The 16,274-nt window shown below is 47.9% G+C and carries 18 protein-coding genes; 8 read left to right on the top strand and 10 right to left on the bottom strand.

All coding sequences use genetic code 11. From position 1 onward, the window contains the following. The first annotated feature begins 103 nt into the window (after positions 1–103). Entirely contained in the window at positions 104–1,168 is a 1,065-nt protein-coding gene (locus tag OQ477_RS13470; protein ID WP_017418759.1) for a tetratricopeptide repeat protein, read from the top strand. A gap of 17 nt (positions 1,169–1,185) precedes the next feature. Here the strand turns inward: OQ477_RS13470 and OQ477_RS13465 are convergent, their stop codons facing one another. The 4 genes from OQ477_RS13465 to spoIIID form a co-directional block, all read right to left on the bottom strand. Continuing rightward, positions 1,186–2,007, bottom strand: coding sequence for a flagellar hook-basal body protein (locus OQ477_RS13465; protein WP_061862598.1), 822 nt, complete (start codon positions 2,005–2,007; stop codon positions 1,186–1,188). A 24-nt stretch (positions 2,008–2,031) separates the two neighbouring features. Beyond that, positions 2,032–2,829, bottom strand: coding sequence for a flagellar hook-basal body protein (locus OQ477_RS13460; protein ID WP_007614310.1), 798 nt, complete (start codon positions 2,827–2,829; stop codon positions 2,032–2,034). A gap of 159 nt (positions 2,830–2,988) precedes the next feature. After that, the gene (gene mbl / locus OQ477_RS13455) at positions 2,989–3,990 is read right to left on the bottom strand and encodes a cell shape-determining protein Mbl (RefSeq protein ID WP_003151237.1); all 1,002 of its coding nucleotides are present in this window, start codon (positions 3,988–3,990) and stop codon (positions 2,989–2,991) included. A 180-nt stretch (positions 3,991–4,170) separates the two neighbouring features. Continuing rightward, positions 4,171–4,452 carry a sporulation transcriptional regulator SpoIIID gene (gene spoIIID / locus OQ477_RS13450; protein ID WP_003151236.1) on the bottom strand — a complete coding sequence of 94 codons (282 nt, stop codon included), beginning with the start codon at positions 4,450–4,452 and terminating at the stop codon, positions 4,171–4,173. Positions 4,453–4,783: 331 nt separating this feature from the next. Here spoIIID and OQ477_RS13445 point away from each other — a divergent pair, with 331 nt between their 5' ends. Together OQ477_RS13445 and OQ477_RS13440 are read left to right on the top strand one after the other, a co-directional pair. Beyond that, on the top strand, positions 4,784–5,197 hold the full coding sequence (locus OQ477_RS13445; RefSeq protein ID WP_007407562.1) for a MarR family winged helix-turn-helix transcriptional regulator: 414 nt from the start codon (positions 4,784–4,786) through the stop codon (positions 5,195–5,197). A 24-nt stretch (positions 5,198–5,221) separates the two neighbouring features. Further along, positions 5,222–6,418, top strand: coding sequence for an MFS transporter (locus OQ477_RS13440; RefSeq protein ID WP_014419077.1), 1,197 nt, complete (start codon positions 5,222–5,224; stop codon positions 6,416–6,418). 34 nt (positions 6,419–6,452) lie between these two features. Here the strand turns inward: OQ477_RS13440 and OQ477_RS13435 are convergent, their stop codons facing one another. The 3 genes from OQ477_RS13435 to OQ477_RS13425 all read right to left on the bottom strand — a co-directional run bounded on the left by OQ477_RS13435 (position 6,453) and on the right by OQ477_RS13425 (position 10,002). After that, positions 6,453–7,907, bottom strand: a complete 1,455-nt coding sequence (locus tag OQ477_RS13435; protein ID WP_265972755.1) for an NCS1 family nucleobase:cation symporter-1 — start codon at positions 7,905–7,907, stop codon at positions 6,453–6,455. Between the two features lie 167 nt (positions 7,908–8,074). Then, on the bottom strand, positions 8,075–9,439 hold the full coding sequence (locus OQ477_RS13430) for an MFS transporter (RefSeq protein ID WP_014419079.1): 1,365 nt from the start codon (positions 9,437–9,439) through the stop codon (positions 8,075–8,077). Further along, positions 9,436–10,002, bottom strand: coding sequence for an isochorismatase family protein (locus OQ477_RS13425; protein ID WP_012118644.1), 567 nt, complete (start codon positions 10,000–10,002; stop codon positions 9,436–9,438). Before OQ477_RS13425 ends, OQ477_RS13430 begins: the two co-directional genes overlap by 4 nt. 252 nt (positions 10,003–10,254) lie before the next feature. On the opposite strand from OQ477_RS13425, the gene OQ477_RS13420 reads away from it, so the two are divergent. Beyond that, complete coding sequence (locus OQ477_RS13420; protein ID WP_003151223.1) at positions 10,255–11,466, top strand: ammonium transporter; 1,212 nt, start codon at positions 10,255–10,257, stop codon at positions 11,464–11,466. A 17-nt stretch (positions 11,467–11,483) separates the two neighbouring features. Further along, positions 11,484–11,834: a P-II family nitrogen regulator gene (locus OQ477_RS13415; RefSeq protein ID WP_014419080.1), complete on the top strand. Its 351-nt coding sequence runs from the start codon at positions 11,484–11,486 to the stop codon at positions 11,832–11,834. 55 nt (positions 11,835–11,889) lie between these two features. Here OQ477_RS13415 and ftsW read toward each other — a convergent pair whose 3' ends face one another. After that, a complete protein-coding gene (ftsW, locus tag OQ477_RS13410; RefSeq protein ID WP_017418755.1) occupies positions 11,890–13,044 on the bottom strand; it encodes a putative lipid II flippase FtsW in 1,155 nt (384 codons plus the stop codon). A gap of 164 nt (positions 13,045–13,208) precedes the next feature. Here ftsW and OQ477_RS13405 point away from each other — a divergent pair, with 164 nt between their 5' ends. Then, a complete protein-coding gene (locus tag OQ477_RS13405; RefSeq protein ID WP_017418754.1) occupies positions 13,209–13,784 on the top strand; it encodes an undecaprenyl-diphosphatase in 576 nt (191 codons plus the stop codon). 16 nt (positions 13,785–13,800) lie between these two features. On the opposite strand, the gene OQ477_RS13400 is transcribed toward OQ477_RS13405, so the two are convergent. Then, positions 13,801–14,223, bottom strand: a complete 423-nt coding sequence (locus tag OQ477_RS13400; protein WP_014419083.1) for a VanZ family protein — start codon at positions 14,221–14,223, stop codon at positions 13,801–13,803. A 91-nt stretch (positions 14,224–14,314) separates the two neighbouring features. Then, positions 14,315–15,184: a M23 family metallopeptidase gene (locus tag OQ477_RS13395; protein ID WP_109567267.1), complete on the bottom strand. Its 870-nt coding sequence runs from the start codon at positions 15,182–15,184 to the stop codon at positions 14,315–14,317. Positions 15,185–15,322: 138 nt separating this feature from the next. Here OQ477_RS13395 and OQ477_RS13390 point away from each other — a divergent pair, with 138 nt between their 5' ends. After that, positions 15,323–15,814, top strand: coding sequence for a GNAT family N-acetyltransferase (locus OQ477_RS13390; RefSeq protein ID WP_087920810.1), 492 nt, complete (start codon positions 15,323–15,325; stop codon positions 15,812–15,814). Next, complete coding sequence (locus tag OQ477_RS13385) at positions 15,811–16,260, top strand: DUF5362 family protein (protein WP_007407573.1); 450 nt, start codon at positions 15,811–15,813, stop codon at positions 16,258–16,260. Before OQ477_RS13390 ends, OQ477_RS13385 begins: the two co-directional genes overlap by 4 nt. The last annotated feature ends 14 nt before the right edge of the window (positions 16,261–16,274 follow it).

Raw genomic sequence — 16,274 nt, 5'->3', positions numbered from 1 at the left:
CTTTTTCAACCGCGCTGTAAACTGTAACCAGCTGGCAATGAGCCTCGTCCATTAATGTGTTATGATAAATAAAGATTTTTACCCTATGCAAAGAGGTTGGAAGATGATTGCTAAGTTTACTGAAAAACGTACGCGGGTGATGCTGAATGAGTGGTATGACGCCATGGGAAAACGCCAATTCGATCTAGCCCGTTCCCTTCACGAACAAATCAATCAGCATCTCCCCAAATTACAAAAGAATGCAAAGCTCAAACTCAGATATCAGCTGTTTTTCGCACGGTTTCAGCTGCTGTTTGAGAAAAAAGACGGTCTGAATAAACTGTTCTGCGAGCTGAAGCGGCGCAAAGATGAGATGGATCATGAATTAACTTATTATTTCTATTTTTTCAAAGGGTTATTCCATATGGTGAATGGCGCTCCGAACCGTGCTGTCTGCCGCTTTAAAGAAGCTGAACAGTACCTGCCGGCCATACAGGACCGTTTCGAAGCCGCTGAATTTTATTATAAAACAGCGGGTGCATATTACATGATGAAGTCGCCTGCGCTCTCCATTCAATATGTCAATAAAGCGCTGGAAATCTATCAAGATGAAGCCGGCTACATCAAAAAAACGCTCAGCTGCCGGCTGCTTCTCGCCGTGAATTATATAGACGAGGCACGCTATGAAGACGCAGAACAGCTCTTTAATGAATCCATAAAGATAACGGACCGGATCAATGACAATAACCTGCTGTGCCACGCCTATTATAATTTTGGTTTTTTAAAGACCGCCCAGAAAAAAGATAAAGAGGCCCTCCCTTTTTACAAAAAGGTATTGGGCAATCAGCGTTTCGAGAAAGAGTCTCCCGTTTCCTACCTTCATTGTGTATACGAAGCGGTCAGAGCACTTTTTAAAACCGGATCTGCCGCCGAAGGACAAACCGTGCTGCAGAAAGGTTTATACATATCTGAAAAAGTGCAGAACAAGATTATGAAATTGAAGCTGACCGCGCTCAACATACTGTACACCGCTCAGGAGGACCCGTACGACCGATTGCAGAAGCTTGTGCTGGAGCTGCAGAAAATTGAAGCGTGGGTGGATTTGGAAGTGCTGCTTCAGGATATTACTGATTACTACAAAAAAAAGGGCGATTTTGAGAAAGCCGCATTTTTTATCATGCGCGGCTGATCAAAACGCCCCTTCTTTTATCTGACTGAGTTGATTAAGCCCAGCATTTGGTCTCCCAATGTAATCGTGCGGCTGTTCAGCTGATAGGAACGCTGAGACACGATTAAGTCGGTCATTTCTTTTGACATATCGACATTTGAACTTTCAAGCGCGCCCTGCTCCATGCCGATTGCCTGCCGGTTTGCGCCGGTAAGCTCTTCAATCGCTGAAGCCCCCGCGCCGTTTACGGAAAACAGATTATCCCCTTCCGCATGAAGCGCCTGAGGATTATTGACATTGACGATGCCGAGATTAAACGTCTGCGAACGGGTTCCCGCCTGGTCTGAAGCAGTCAGCGTTCCGGTTTTGCTGATTTTCAGCTGATTCAGCGAACTGTCAATTTGTATGGGCTGACCGTTCTCATCGAGAATGGGATTGCCTCCCGCTGTCATCAGCTGAAGCAGCCGGTCATTTCCGCCGGCCGGCTTGAGGGAAAGTGAGCCGTCCCTTGTATACACCCGCCGTCCGTCCGCTTCTGCCTGAAGATATTGATAAGGTGATGTGAACGCGATATCAAGGTCACGGTCGGTTTTTTTGATGCTTCCCTGCCCTGAGTCCAGCTGCGGAGTCATGACCGTTCCGGCGCCGAGACGCAGGCCGGGCGGCGTTTTCCGCATGTCCGGCGAATTTTCCTTTTTGTCATCTATATGGTCATACTGCTGTCTGATCAGCTCGGAAAAGCGGGAGTCCCTCGCTTTATAGCCTGTCGTATCACTGTTTGAAAGGTTGCTGCTGACTGTATCCATCTGCTGCTGAAGCTGATTTAAGGCTGTTGAAGCCGTCAGCATTGATCTGAGCATCATAATTGAACGTCCCCCATTTTGTTACACTTTGCCGATTTCATTTGCGGCTTTATCCATGCTTTTATCGTAAGCCTGAATGACTTTCTGATTGGCTTCAAATGATCTGTATGCTTCCGTCATTTCTGTATACGTGCTCGTCACGTCCACGTTCGAAAGCTCCGAGACGCCTTGCTTTAATGAATACGAGACTTGGGGATTCGCCGCCGCGCTCGGCAGTTCAGAGCCGTCGGCCGTGCTGTATAGGTCATTGCCGTCCCGTTTCAGATTGCGCACGTCTTCTTCCATTCTGATATCAATCTGCCCCGCCGGCCGGCCGTTTGTCGTGACCGTTCCGTTTTCTGATACGGTGAATTTTTCATTGTCGACTGTAATCGGCTGTCCGTTTGTTGATAACACAAGGTTTCCGTTTATCGTAAGCTGATTGTTTTCATTTAATGAGAAAGTGCTGCTTTTTGAATAGCGGACGCCGCCCGCGGTCTGCACGGGATAAAACAGCTCGGCGTTTTCATTCGTTTCGGCATTCTTGGGAACCTGATTCTCCATCAGCGCGATATCCGTCGGCTGATCGGTCGTTTTCAGGCTTCCCTGCGTAAACAACGGTTTCAGCTCCTGCATGTATACGCCTGTGTTGACGGAGCCGATTTTCGTTTTTTTATCGCCTTCTATTCGGCTCAGAAGCATCTCGGGAAAGGCGCGGATTGAACCTTGATCCTCCTTGTACCCTGATGTATTCGCGTTTGCGATGTTATTTGACAGCATTTCCGTTCTTCTCTGCTGTGTAATCATTGCGGACGTTGCGGTATATAATCCTTTTAACAAGTCTTCCACCTCTGAAATAGCATTATTTCCAGTTGCCTCACCGGAACATTTGTTCTATAATGAAAATCAGCATTTTTTCTTATTATCGGATTTACATTCCCGTTCGTGAAGGGTTTGGCAGAAAAAAACCCCATTCTTTTTCAGAATGAGGTTTTATCATCAGCTCAGTTTGCGTTTTGGAAGCTTGTCCATGTTATCCAGCATGACGCCGGTTCCGACCGCAACACAATCCATCGGGTTCTCAGCGACAAGAACAGGCACCCTCAGCTCTTCGGCAAGAAGCTGGTCAAGCCCGTTTAACAGCGCTCCCCCGCCGGTAATGATAACGCCGCGGTCGATGATGTCAGCGGACAATTCAGGCGGTGTTCTTTCAAGAACCTGCTTGGCGGCCTGCACAATGACGGCAACTGATTCACGAAGGGCTTCTTCTACTTCTTTGCTGTTTACTGTAATCGTTCTCGGCAGACCGGAAACCATGTCACGGCCGCGGATGGTGATTTCTTCATGACGTGCGTCTGGGAAAACCGTTGCGACCTTCACCTTAATATCTTCAGCGGTACGTTCACCGATCAGCAGCTTATACTCGCGTTTGATATAATTTAAGATTTCCATGTCAAACTTGTCCCCAGCCATCTTAATAGAAGAGGAGGTGACAATATCGCCCATAGAAATAACTGCGATATCTGTCGTACCGCCTCCGATGTCAACAACCATGTTACCGCTCGGCTGGAAGATTTCCATACCCGCGCCGATAGCGGCAACTTTCGGTTCTTCTTCAAGGTACACATGCTTTCCGCCGCTTTTTTCAGCTGCTTCTTTAATCGCTTTTTGCTCAACGGATGTAATATTCGTCGGGCAGCAGATCAGCATGCGCGGTTTTGAGAAAAGTCCTTTTACATTCAGCTTATTAATGAAATGTTTCAGCATGGCTTCTGTTACTTCGAAGTCTGCGATTACGCCGTCTTTCAGCGGACGGATCGCAACAATATTCCCAGGTGTACGTCCAACCATTCGTCTGGCTTCTTCACCGACAGCCAGCACTTTGCCGCTGTTTTTATCAAGTGCCACAACGGAAGGCTCATTCAGAACAATTCCTTTTCCTTTTACATGGATCAGTACATTTGCAGTACCGAGGTCAATTCCAATATCCCTTGCAAACATCTATTTATATCCTCCTTGATATCTGTTTCACAGTAAAATATCCACATTGTGCCCTAATTATATATATTATCATAATTTATCAAAAAAAAGCTGCTGAACGATATAAGTTCTTGACAAAATTTTGCGGATATTCGCGAAACCGCCCGGGAGGAGAAAAAAGGGCCCGGCAGACGTCAGGCGCTACGGCTGCTGAACGGGCTCCCCTTCAAGAATTTCATCCTTCTTGTACTTTAATTTCGTCGCCTCTCCCCCTCTTAAATGTCTGATGGATTTATGATAATCGAGTATTTCTTTTACTTCATTCGCCAAGTCAGGATTAATTTCAGGCAGGCGCTCCGTCAGATCTTTGTGTACGGTACTTTTGGAAACACCAAACTCTTTCGCAATGACACGAACGGTTTTTTTCGTCTCCACGATATACTTACCAATCTTGATTGTTCGCTCTTTGATGTAATCGTGCACACCACTCGACCTCCCCAGTTGGATGTGAGAAGTGTGAAATGAGATCCGTATTCTGTAACAGATTCACTGATGATGCAGCTTCTTCGTTGTCCGATTATATAAGAAGGTTTTAGAAATATGCCCACGATCCCTCACCTCAAACACTCTCTTTGATAGGTTTGTAACAGTGTATTAGCAATGAATTGGGAATATGCTAAAAACTCAATAAGGACAAGGGGCGGGTCATAATTTTCTGCTTTTTGAACGGGGGGTTTACATCCGCGCGATCCTGCTGTAGAATGAAACAGCACAATTAGTTACTTAGGTAAGTTTTTTGAAAAGGAGAACGGAAATGATCCACGTCAACAGACGCCTCATTCATCAAATCAATCAATGCGCCCGCCTGATTACGAAGAAAGCCAATGAACGGCTGGAACCATTCGGCCTGTACTCCTCTCAATGGTCAATCCTATATTGCTTAAAAACGATCGGACCGATGACCCAAAAAGAAATCTGGTCCTATCTGAACGTAGAGGCGCCGACTGTTACCAGAACGATCAAACGCCTTGAAGAAAACGGCTGGATTCAGCGGGAACAGGGAGAAGACAAGCGGGAAAAGCTCGTCGTCCTGACGAAGGAAGCTGAATTGAAATACGACAGCATCAATCAAGAGATGCTGAAGTTCGAGGAAGACATGCTTGCGGATTTCCAGGATGGAGATAAGGAAGCTTTTTCTGAGTTTCTGAATGTGTTTTTAACGAAATAGAAAAGAAAGGGAAGTGCTGTACTTTTGAGTAAATCTGACTCGATCTGGACCAAAGATTTTATTATGGTCGTACTCGTGAATTTATTTGTCTTTGTGTTCTTTTATACATTTTTGGCCGTGCTGCCTATCTATATGATTCAGGAGCTTGGCGGCAGTGAATCGCAAGGAGGGCTTTTGATCAGCCTTTTCCTGTTATCTGCTATTATCACCCGTCCTTTTTCAGGGGCGATTATTGAACGGTTCGGCAAGAAAAGAATGACGATTGTATCCTTGGCGCTGTTCGCCCTGTCTTCTTATCTGTATTTGCCGATACACAATTTCTATCTGCTGCTCGGACTGCGTTTTTTCCAAGGCATCTGGTTCAGCATTTTAACGACGGTTACGGGCGCAATTGCCGCTGACATTATTCCCGCCAAGCGGCGCGGCGAGGGGCTCGGTTATTTTGCGATGTCTATGAACCTTGCCATGGCGATCGGTCCTTTTCTCGGGCTGAGCCTTGTGAAAGTCATTTCGTTTCCGGTTTTCTTTACGATTTTTGCTGTATTTGTTTCTTTAGGCTTGCTGATTGCTTTTATGATTCGTGTGCCGGATCAAAACAACAGCGGAACGACTGTCTTCCGTTTTTCTTTCTCCGACATGTTTGAAAAAGGCGCGCTTAAAATCGCGATTGTCGGGTTGTCCATTTCTTTCTGTTATTCAAGTGTGACTTCATATTTATCCGTTTATGCAAAGACGATCCACCTGTTGGATGTCAGCGGCTATTTCTTCGTCTGTTTCGCCGTAACGATGATGGCCGCCCGTCCTTTCACAGGAAAGCTGTTTGACAGAGTGGGACCGGGAATCGTCATCTATCCGTCGATTATCGTGTTCTCCGCGGGGCTTTGCATGCTGGCGATGACAAACAGCGCCCTCATGCTTCTCTTGTCTGGTGCCGTAATCGGTCTCGGATACGGCTCTATCGTACCGTGTATGCAGACGCTGGCGATTCAGAACTCGCCCGGACACCGTTCAGGCTTTGCGACGGCTACCTTCTTCACTTTCTTTGACAGCGGGATTGCCGGCGGGTCCTATGTATTCGGCCTCTTCGTCGCTTCGGCCGGATTCCATTCGATTTATCTGGCCGCGGGGCTGTTCGTCCTGATTGCTTTACTCCTGTATGGCTGGAGCCAGAAAAAAAGAACGCCGCTTGAAGCGGACGGAAACGTTTCAATCGCAGACTGATATGACAAAAAGCCGGGGCAGCCCCCGGCTTTTTTTATTCGGCCGCTCTTTCCCGCGCGATTCGTCCCTCCGCTTTTGCATAAGGAGGATGAATGCACATAAGCGCCGTATAACCGAGACATGACAAAATGACACCCGCAAACCAGGAGATATCATAGATGCCGGCGAACGCCGGGACGTACATCCCGATTAAAGAAATAAACGCGCCGAGAAAAGTCGCGGCAAAGGCCCGGTAATTATAGCCTTTGTAATAAGTGTACTGTCCGGTTTCCGAATAAAGGTCTTCAACTGAGAGCTGCCTTTTTCTGATGATAAAATAATCAGCCATCATCACCCCGGCCACCGGTCCGAGCATCCCGCCGATGAGCCCCAGAAACGCATAAACATTCGTGGCGCTCTCCATCAGCTTCCACGGTATTGTGAACAGAGCCAAAACGGCGGTCAAATACCCTCCCCTCCTGAATGTAATATACTTCGGCAGGACATTCGCCAAGTCATAGGCCGGTGACACGATGTTTGCCGCCACGTTAACCGAGACGGCGGCGATGCAAAGTGTGATGACCGAAAGAGCGATAACAAAAGGATTATCAAACCGGGCCAAAATCTCCACCACATCCCAAATCGGTTCTCCGAATGCTACCTGTGATCCGGATGTCACTGTAATGCTCGCAAACGCGAACAGCGCAAACGTTCCCGGCAGGCCGTAAAACTGGCCGCGAATCTGTTCTTTTTGCGACGCGGCGAACCGGGTGAAGTCAGGAATATTCAAAATCAATGTCGCCCATATCCCGATAATGCCCGTCACCCCTGCTGCAAACGGCCAAAACGTTTCAGAAAAGGTATGGAACTTTCCCGGCTGTGAGTAAATCGGTCCGAGCCCGCCGGCAATATCTATCGCCCACCAGACCATGCCGCCGAAGACGAGATAAACAAGCGGACCCGCCCACACTTCAAATTTTTTGATTGATTCCATGCCGTGCCGCAGCACAAGCAGATGAATGCCCCAAAAGAAAATGAACGACAGAAAGCCCGGCAGATGAAGCCCGAATATATTCCAATCTCCGCCGAGGCTCCCCCAGCCCGGCCATATGTTCAAAAGCAGAATGTGTAAAGCCGTGCTCCCGGCAAATGTTTGAATTCCGAGCCACATAATGGCTGTAAACGCCCTGAGAAGCGCCGGAATGTTAGCACCGTATATTCCGTAAGAAGCCCTGATAATGACCGGAAAAGGCAGGCCGTATTTCGTTCCGGCATGGCCGTTCAAGGCCAAAGCTGCGAACAAAATGAGTGACGCCGTCACGATAATGGCGAGCACCTGCCACGGAGAAAGACCGATCGCAATGAGCCCGCCCACAGTCGCATAGGTCGGGATATTATGAATACAGCCCATCCAGATGGATGCAAAATTCACCGCTTTCCATGTCCGTTCGCCGTCTTCTAAAGGCAGTAAATCTTTGTTGCTTAGCCGATCACTCGTTGTTTTTGTCATTTTCTCCCTCCCGCATGTACGTTTTCCTTACATCACATGTGAAAAAATATAACTGAAAATTCCGTAAATAACATTGGTCGCTGTCGACAATAATCGTTTTGATTTTTGAGCACATTACACAAAAAAAGAGACGGGGAGAGCCCGTCTCTTTTTGTTGCGCCTGCCTGTTAAGAGGCTTTTTTGAGGAGAACCGAAAACCGGAATGCCATCAAAAGGCTTACAGCGCCGACAACGATAAGAATCGTGCCGAGCATATGAAAATGGCCGGCGGTAATTTCTTTTCCGAAAAGAATGCCCAAAATGACAGAAGACAAAATCGAACCGAGATACCGGCAGGTCTGAAACAGGCCGGACGTTGTTCCGACCATGTCGGCGGGGCTCGTTTTCAGCATGGCCGCCTGAAACGTGACATTTCCGAAGCCGTAGCCGACACCCAGCACGGACAGGATCAGCCCTTTTCCTATCATAGGCGCCTGAAGAAAGAAAAACGTTAACAGCACCGCCCCGATCGCGGTCAGGCAGGTTCCGGCAACAATCGGCTGAAGAAGCCCTTTCTTATCTATCCATTTTCCGGTCAGAGGCGACACCAGAATACTCATGCCCGACATAAACAGCATAATCAATCCGCTTGTCTGAACGGACAAATGCATTTCATCCTGAAAATAGCTCGGAAGCCCGAAAAAGATGCAGTAAAAGAATATATTCAGCAAAATAAATTGAATATACACCGACGATAGTTTCCGATGCGTTTTAAACAGCCTGACATCAATAAACGGCTTCTCTGTTTTCAGCTCGCGCCAGATAAACAGCCCGACAAACAAAAGCCCGAATACACCTTCTGTATAATGAGGCTTCGTACTGAAGGACAATAAAAACGACAGGAGAAGGATAATCGCCCCGGCAAACAGGAGTATCCCGATCGTATCAAGCTGGCGGAGCACGCCTTTCAAGCCGCCGATCTCGCGTTTTTCATCTTTCGGAAACATATACATTCCGAGAAAAAAGCTGAGAATGATAAACGGCAGATTGACGAAAAAGATCGCCGGCCACCCTCCCCAAACGATCAGAAAACCGCCGAGAGTCGGACCGAGCGCCGTCATGGCTGATGCAAAGATTGACAGGACGGCCAGCGCCGAAGCCTGCTTCTCCCGTATATTTGAACGGATCAATCCGACGCCGGACGGATATATCGCACTGCTACCGATCGATTGAAAAAGCCGCATGATCAGCAAAGTCATGAAAGTCGGCGCAAACGGCGCGCCGACCGCCGAGACGGCAACAAGCAGAAGCCCGATCAAAAACAGCTTCTTCCTGCCGAGCATATCACCGAGCTTCCCGGTAACAGGCTGCGCCACCGCACTGGCAAGATAAAAGGACGATATCAGCCAGGACACCGTTGTAAACGACAGGTGAAATTCATGCTGAATACTGTGAAGCGCAAGAGAAATCATCGACGAGTTCAATGGGTTCAGCATCGTCCCCGAAGCCACGGCCGTCAAGAACAGGACGCGGCTTTTTTTGGAGATTGTCATTTTGTCTGTGCGATAAATTCTTCCGTCGTCCGGCTTCTGCCGATTTTCGGGAAGATAAACTTGAGTGTCGCTTCGTGCTGTTCATCGCTGAATGTCGCCATCGCGTCAGTTACGAAAACTTGCTGATACCCGAGCTGAAAAGCTTCCCGCGCCGTGCTTTCCACACCGATGTTTGTCGCAATCCCGCATAACACGATCGTGTCGATTCCCCGTCTTCTGAGCTGAAGATCCAGGTCCGTGCCGAAAAACGCGCCCCACTGCCGTTTTGTTACCGTATAATCGTTTTCTTTCACTCCGATGTCAGGCACAAATTCAGCCCAATCCGCCGGCGGAGCCGAATGGCCCGCCGCCTCTTCATCCGTCAGCGGCTTCAGCGCATCCGCTCCGTCATGAAAATCCACGTTCACAAAGCTGATAAATCCGCCTTTTTCCCGGAACACATCAATTAATTTTTTCGCGTTCGGCACAACGGTACCGCTTTTATCAATCGGCACAATGCCTTTTTGTAAATCAATAAGAACCAAAGCCGTTTTTTCAAATTGCAGATTTAATGATGTTGTCATAATGATTCCTCCTGATGCAGTTAGTGTTTCTCACCCCGTTTATTTTACTCTTTCCCGGACAGGATTTCTTCCGCCGTGCTCCGGCGCTATTTTTATGGATATAAAGTCGCACGACACCCATTTGAAAAAGCAACATTATGAACGCAAAAAACCATGTTAGATAACCTTACATGAAAATGTTTTATCGTTCTTTTTTCTCTATAATAATGAATTAATCACAATTACATTCTGAATGAGACGGAGGAATACAACATGCAGATGGGCGATACAGTATTTATGTTCTTTTGCGCTTTACTCGTGTGGCTGATGACCCCCGGGCTGGCTTTGTTTTACGGCGGAATGGTAAAAAGCAAAAACGTGCTCAGCACGGCGATGCATAGTTTTTCTTCTCTCGCCATCGTATCCGTCGTTTGGGTTTTGTACGGATATTCACTCGCTTTTGCCCCCGGCAATACATGGCTTGGCGGGATTGAATGGGCGGGGCTGAAGGGGGTCGGCTTTGAACCCGGAAGTTACAGTGATACGATCCCGCATTCCTTGTTCATGATGTTCCAAATGACGTTTGCCGTACTGACGACGGCCATTATTTCCGGAGCATTTGCTGAACGCATGAGATTCAGTGCTTTTCTTGTATTTTCCTTTTTGTGGGCTTCCCTCGTATATACCCCCGTTGCGCACTGGGTATGGGGCGGCGGCTGGATCGGCCAAATGGGCGCTCTTGACTTCGCAGGCGGAAACGTCGTCCACATTTCTTCCGGGGTCGCCGGGCTTGTGCTGGCGATTGTGCTCGGGAAACGCAAAGACGGCACGGCGGCTTCCCCTCACAACTTAATTTACACGTTCTTGGGCGGAGCGCTCATCTGGTTCGGATGGTTCGGCTTCAATGTCGGCAGCGCCCTGACGCTTGACAGTATCGCGATGTTTGCTTTCATTAACACAAACACCGCGGCTGCAGCCGGAATTATCGGCTGGATTTTAATCGAATGGATGCTGAACAAAAAACCGACCATGCTGGGTGCTGTATCAGGCGCTATCGCCGGGCTTGTCGCCATTACGCCGGCTGCCGGGTTCGTTACGCCGTTCTCTTCCATCGTAATCGGTTTCATCGGCGGGCTTGTCTGCTTTTGGGGCGTTTATTGGCTCAAAAAGACTTTCGGTTATGATGATGCGCTTGACGCTTTCGGGCTGCATGGGATCGGCGGGACATGGGGCGGCATCGCGACGGGTTTATTCGCCACCACTTCCGTCAATGACGGCGGGGCAAACGGGCTGTTTTACGGCGATCCGGGACTGCTCTGGAAGCAGATTGCGGCCATTGCGGCAACCTATGTATTTGTATTTATTGTCACTTTCGTTATCATTAAAATTGTAGGTCTGTTCATTCCCCTGCGCGCCAGTGAAGAAGAAGAGTCACTCGGGCTTGATTTAACGATGCACGGGGAAAAAGCATATCAGGACTTATAAAGTGAGGAGTGGCTTAGATGAGCGGTCAAATGTTCAAGGTAGAAATCGTTACGCGTCCGGCTAAGTTTGAAACATTGAAACAGGAACTCGGTAAAATCGGAGTCACATCGCTGACCTTCTCCAACGTACACGGCTGCGGCCTTCAAAAAGCCCACACCGAACTGTACCGCGGAGTCAAAATTGAAAGCAATGTATATGAACGGCTGAAAGTGGAAATCGTTGTCAGCAAGGTTCCCGTTGATCAAGTCGTGGAAACGGCGAAAAAAGTGCTGAAAACGGGAGAGCCCGGAGACGGAAAAATATTCGTCTATGAAATCGGAAACACGATTAATATCCGCACAGGAGAAGAAGGACCAGAAGCTTTATAAACAGACAGAACGCCCGGAGACAGCATATCCCGGGCGTTTTTTTTTTCGGACTCCATTAAAAAGAAGAAACCTTTTTTTCATGCGGGACAGGCCGCTTATGCCGTACGGGTTGTTTTTTCGCATATGTACTGATATTGACCAGTATGCCGCACAAAAACAGCGTCATAATCAATGAAGAACCGCCGTAGCTGATAAACGGAAGCGGCACACCCGTAACCGGGAGGAGTCCGCTCATCGCTCCCAAATTCAATACAACCTGAAACATTAATTGAAACGTAATTCCGATGGCAAGAAGCTTCCCGAACGGGTCATCAGCCCGCACGGCCGTTTTTACGCCGAGAAGCATTAACGCAAAATATAATCCCAAAACGATCAGAACACCGAATATCCCCAGCTCTTCGCTGATCACGGCCATAATGAAATCAGTATGCGCCTCAGGCAGATAGTTCATTTTTTCAACACTGTTTCCAAGCCCTCTTCCGAAAAACCCGCCTCCGGAAATAGCAAAATAGGATTGAATCAGCTGATAGCCGTCCCCGTTCGTGTCACCAAACGGATTGGTAAAGGAAACGAGGCGCTTCACACGATAGGAAGCGGAAAATGCGAGATAAACAACCCCGGACACCGCCGTCGCGCCGAGCACGAACAGATGGCGCTTTTTCAAGCCGGCACATAATAAAATCGACCCGCACGCCGCCAGGATTAAGGAAGCCGTCCCTAAATCAGGCTCCGCCAATGTCAGCAGAAAAGCGGTCCCCAAAATCACTAAAGGCGGCAGAACCCCTTTCACAAATTGATGAATGTACGGCTGCTTTTTCGTATAAATCGAAGCGAAATACAAAATCATCGCGATCTTCGCCAATTCAGACGGCTGTACGACAACCGGGCCCGCTCCCAGCCACCTGCGGGAAAAATTCCGCTCCAGCCCGATTCCCGGTATCAATACGAGCAGCAGCAATACCAGCGAACCGACCACAAACAGCGGTACAAGCCGCGCATACCGCTTATACGGCAGACAGGCGGCAAATAGAAATAAGCATAATCCGATCAGTAAAGAGGTACTTTGTTTATGGAAGAAATAGGATGGATCTCCGTACCGCTGAGACCCCATCACATCACTGGCGCTGTACACCATTAACAAGCCGAATCCGCAAAGCAGCATAATGACAAACACAAGCGGCAGATCGGCATTTTTCAAACGTTTCAGCAACGGACAAAACTCCTTCGGCTATTCTTTTCCCGCATACTTGACGCACAGTAATACAGTCACGTTTCATTCTGTTTACTTTTTTATGATTATTTTTAATACCAATTGTGTCTCATAGAAAAAAGCATTACACTGTTCATATAAAATAAAGATAAAAGGTGATATTTGTGAATTACGAACTGTTTAAAGCGATCAATGGTTTGTCGCACCATAGCGCCATTCTCGACTCTATCATGGTATTTATAACGGAATACGCCATTTACGCCTACGCCCTTTTCCTGCTTGCCATGTGGCTGTTCGGAAGCACAAAAGGCAGACAAAACGCCCTGTACGCGGGCTTCACGGGTGTTGCGGCGCTTATCGTCAACTACCTCATCACGAAGATCTATATCGAGCCGCGCCCCTTTGTCGAGCATACGGTTCATACACTGATCCCTCATGCCGCGGATGCTTCATTTCCGAGTGACCATACGACAGGCGCTTTGGCGATTTCAATTGCGATTCTGTTCCGCAACAAAAAACTCGGCTGGCCGCTTGTGATTTTCGGCCTTTTGACCGGCTTCTCAAGAATTTGGGTCGGCCACCACTATCCGATCGATGTGCTCGGAAGCATTATCGTTTCCCTCATTGTCGGATTCCTGCTGTTCAGATTTTCAAATGTGCTTCGTCCGATTGTCGATCTGATCGTGCGAATCTATGAAAGTATCGTTCATAAAAACAAATCGACAAACCATAATATATAAAAAAAGCCGGCGTCTGTCACAGACTGCCGGTTTTTGTATGTTTGGCTGTATGCTTTTTCCTTTGTAAAGCACAGAATGCGGCAATGCCGAGACTGTCAATCAGCACATCGCGGAGGCATCCGTTTCTGCCGAAAAAGAGCTGGACGATTTCTGTCAGGAAAGCGGCGGCCAATGCATACAGCACCGCCCTCTTCATGCGCCTGCTCTCTCTGAAAAACAAATAGGCGAGCACAAAAAATGAAAACGCGTGCCCGAGCTTTTGAATCGCCGCTTCCGGTATTGCGAGCTCCGCCATATCGAACACAAAGAAACCGGACACATCCGGATGGGGCGTGAAACGGAAGGACACCGTCTGCGACACAACCATATCGTGAAAGCTTTCAGTCAAAGCAGAAACGAAAACAAAGACGAGCCACCCGGCCGCCAGACATTTATTCATTCAGCATCTCCTTCGTTTTCTACTAGTATAAAGGCACATGCGGCAATATGAAAAGCGCCTATCAGAGCTGATAGGCGCTTTGGGATCAAGATTACTTGCCCGAATCTTTCATTGAGCCGTCATCTTTACCATCTGTCTTGTCTTTTGTGCCGTCATCTTTGTCACCCGGTTTTTCTTCGGTTTCTTTTTTAGGCGTCACATCTTTTTTCTCGGAAGACTGCTGAATTGACCCTTCCGTTTCTTCTGTCAAAGCGTTTTTCTCTTCAGCCGCCGCTTTTTCAATAGATGTTACCGGCTTGTCCATAAAATTGAGCGGGTTCATCGCTACGCCGTCCTTGCGGATTTCAAAGTGCACGTGATTTCCGCTTTCTTCACTGTAAAGGTTTTTTCCGGATTTACCGATGACCTGGTTCTGCTTTACTTTGTCGCCCTGATCCACGCTGACTTCAGATAAAGACTGATAGACAGTAGACAGGCCGTCTGAGTGTTCAATTTCAACCACATACCCCAGTACCGGGTCTTTAGCAGCTTTAACAACCGTACCGCTCAGAGAAGCAGAAACATCAAATGATTTTCCGTCTTTCTCAGCTAAGTCAATTCCTTTACTGAGGCTGTACGTGTTATTATAGTTAACAAGTGCTGCTTCTTTCTCTTTTTTTGCGGCATCAGTTTCATAAAACTTTTTCACAACAGAAACATTTTCAGAATGAGCAGCCGGCATTGCGACGTTTTCCATTGACTTGCCTACTTCGACGGCATCGTCTTTGCCGCTGTCATACGCGGAGTTTCCGCCGTTGTTCGTCAGATTGTCCTTCACATCATTCGAAACGGATTGATACCAAAGGACAGCTGTTAAAATGACGGCCGCACTGACTAAGTAGATTGCAGGGAATATCCAGCGTTTGCGAAAAAACCGCTGAAGTTTTTTGACTTGAGAAGTTTTCTTTTCTTCCTCTCTCATTTGTTCATCACCTCAGCAACATTCTGAACACTTTTCTGAAAATATATACACATCCATAAAAAACTTTTTTGGAAATAGTATGTGCAGATTGCACTTATTTATGTAATGAAATGTGAAGGGAGATCCCGGAATATGAATTTGACCCTGCGCAAAGCCGTATTGGAGGATTTAGATGCGGTGGTGGCCATTTACAACTCGACGATTGCCTCACGAATGGTAACGGCTGATACGGAAGAAGTAACGCCCGCAGACCGGATGGATTGGTTTCTGCGGCACACGGACCGGCGCCCGCTGATGGTCGCGGAAGATGAAACCGGCAAAGTGGCGGCCTGGATCAGCTTTGAAACGTTTTACGGCCGTCCGGCCTATGACAAAACGGCGGAGATCAGCATCTATCTGCATCAGGATTGCCGCGGCAAAGGAGCAGGAAGCTTTCTGCTGAAAGAAGCCCTGGCACTCGCTCCGGCAATCGGCATCCGCAGCCTGATGGCTTTTATCTTCGGACATAATGTGCCGAGCATTAAGCTGTTTGAAAAATTCGGTTTTACCGAATGGGGCGTATTCCCGGGTATCGCCGAAATGGACGGAAAACGATATGACTTGAACATTTTAGGGAGAGAACTGTCATGATCACCATAGATAAAGACAAAGACGAAAACCAGCCGCTCAATAAAAAAGCCCGTTCCCTTGCCGACATCGCCAAATGGGGAAAGATCACTGCCGTGTTTCTGATCATCACGGGCTCTCTTTCCGCTCTGTCAGCCATTGTGACGCTGCTCGGAGCCATTCCGGGGGTTCTGCTCATCATTTCCGGCGTCATGCTGATGCGCTCGGCAAAAGCGGCGGCCGCCCTTCAGGAAGGACTAGAAGAAAACGCGGAAGAAAATATGCTTGCACATTACGCGTCATTTATCAAAATGCAGTTTTTTTACGCGGCTTCCAGTGTGGTATTGGGCATTCTCGCTTTTATTTTAGTCGTCATCTTCGCTGTCATCGGAATTATCGCTTATCACAGCACTGATACGTATGACACGCCTGATTCATATTACTATGAGAACGACCCGGTGTTTGAATGACAAAAAGAGCTGAT

Source organism: Bacillus sp. ChL18, from assembly GCF_026241425.1.
GTDB classification, from domain to species: Bacteria; Bacillota; Bacilli; order Bacillales; family Bacillaceae; genus Bacillus; species Bacillus velezensis.
Note: the sequence above shows the minus strand (reverse complement) of the source record. Positions and strands in the feature narration are given on the sequence as shown.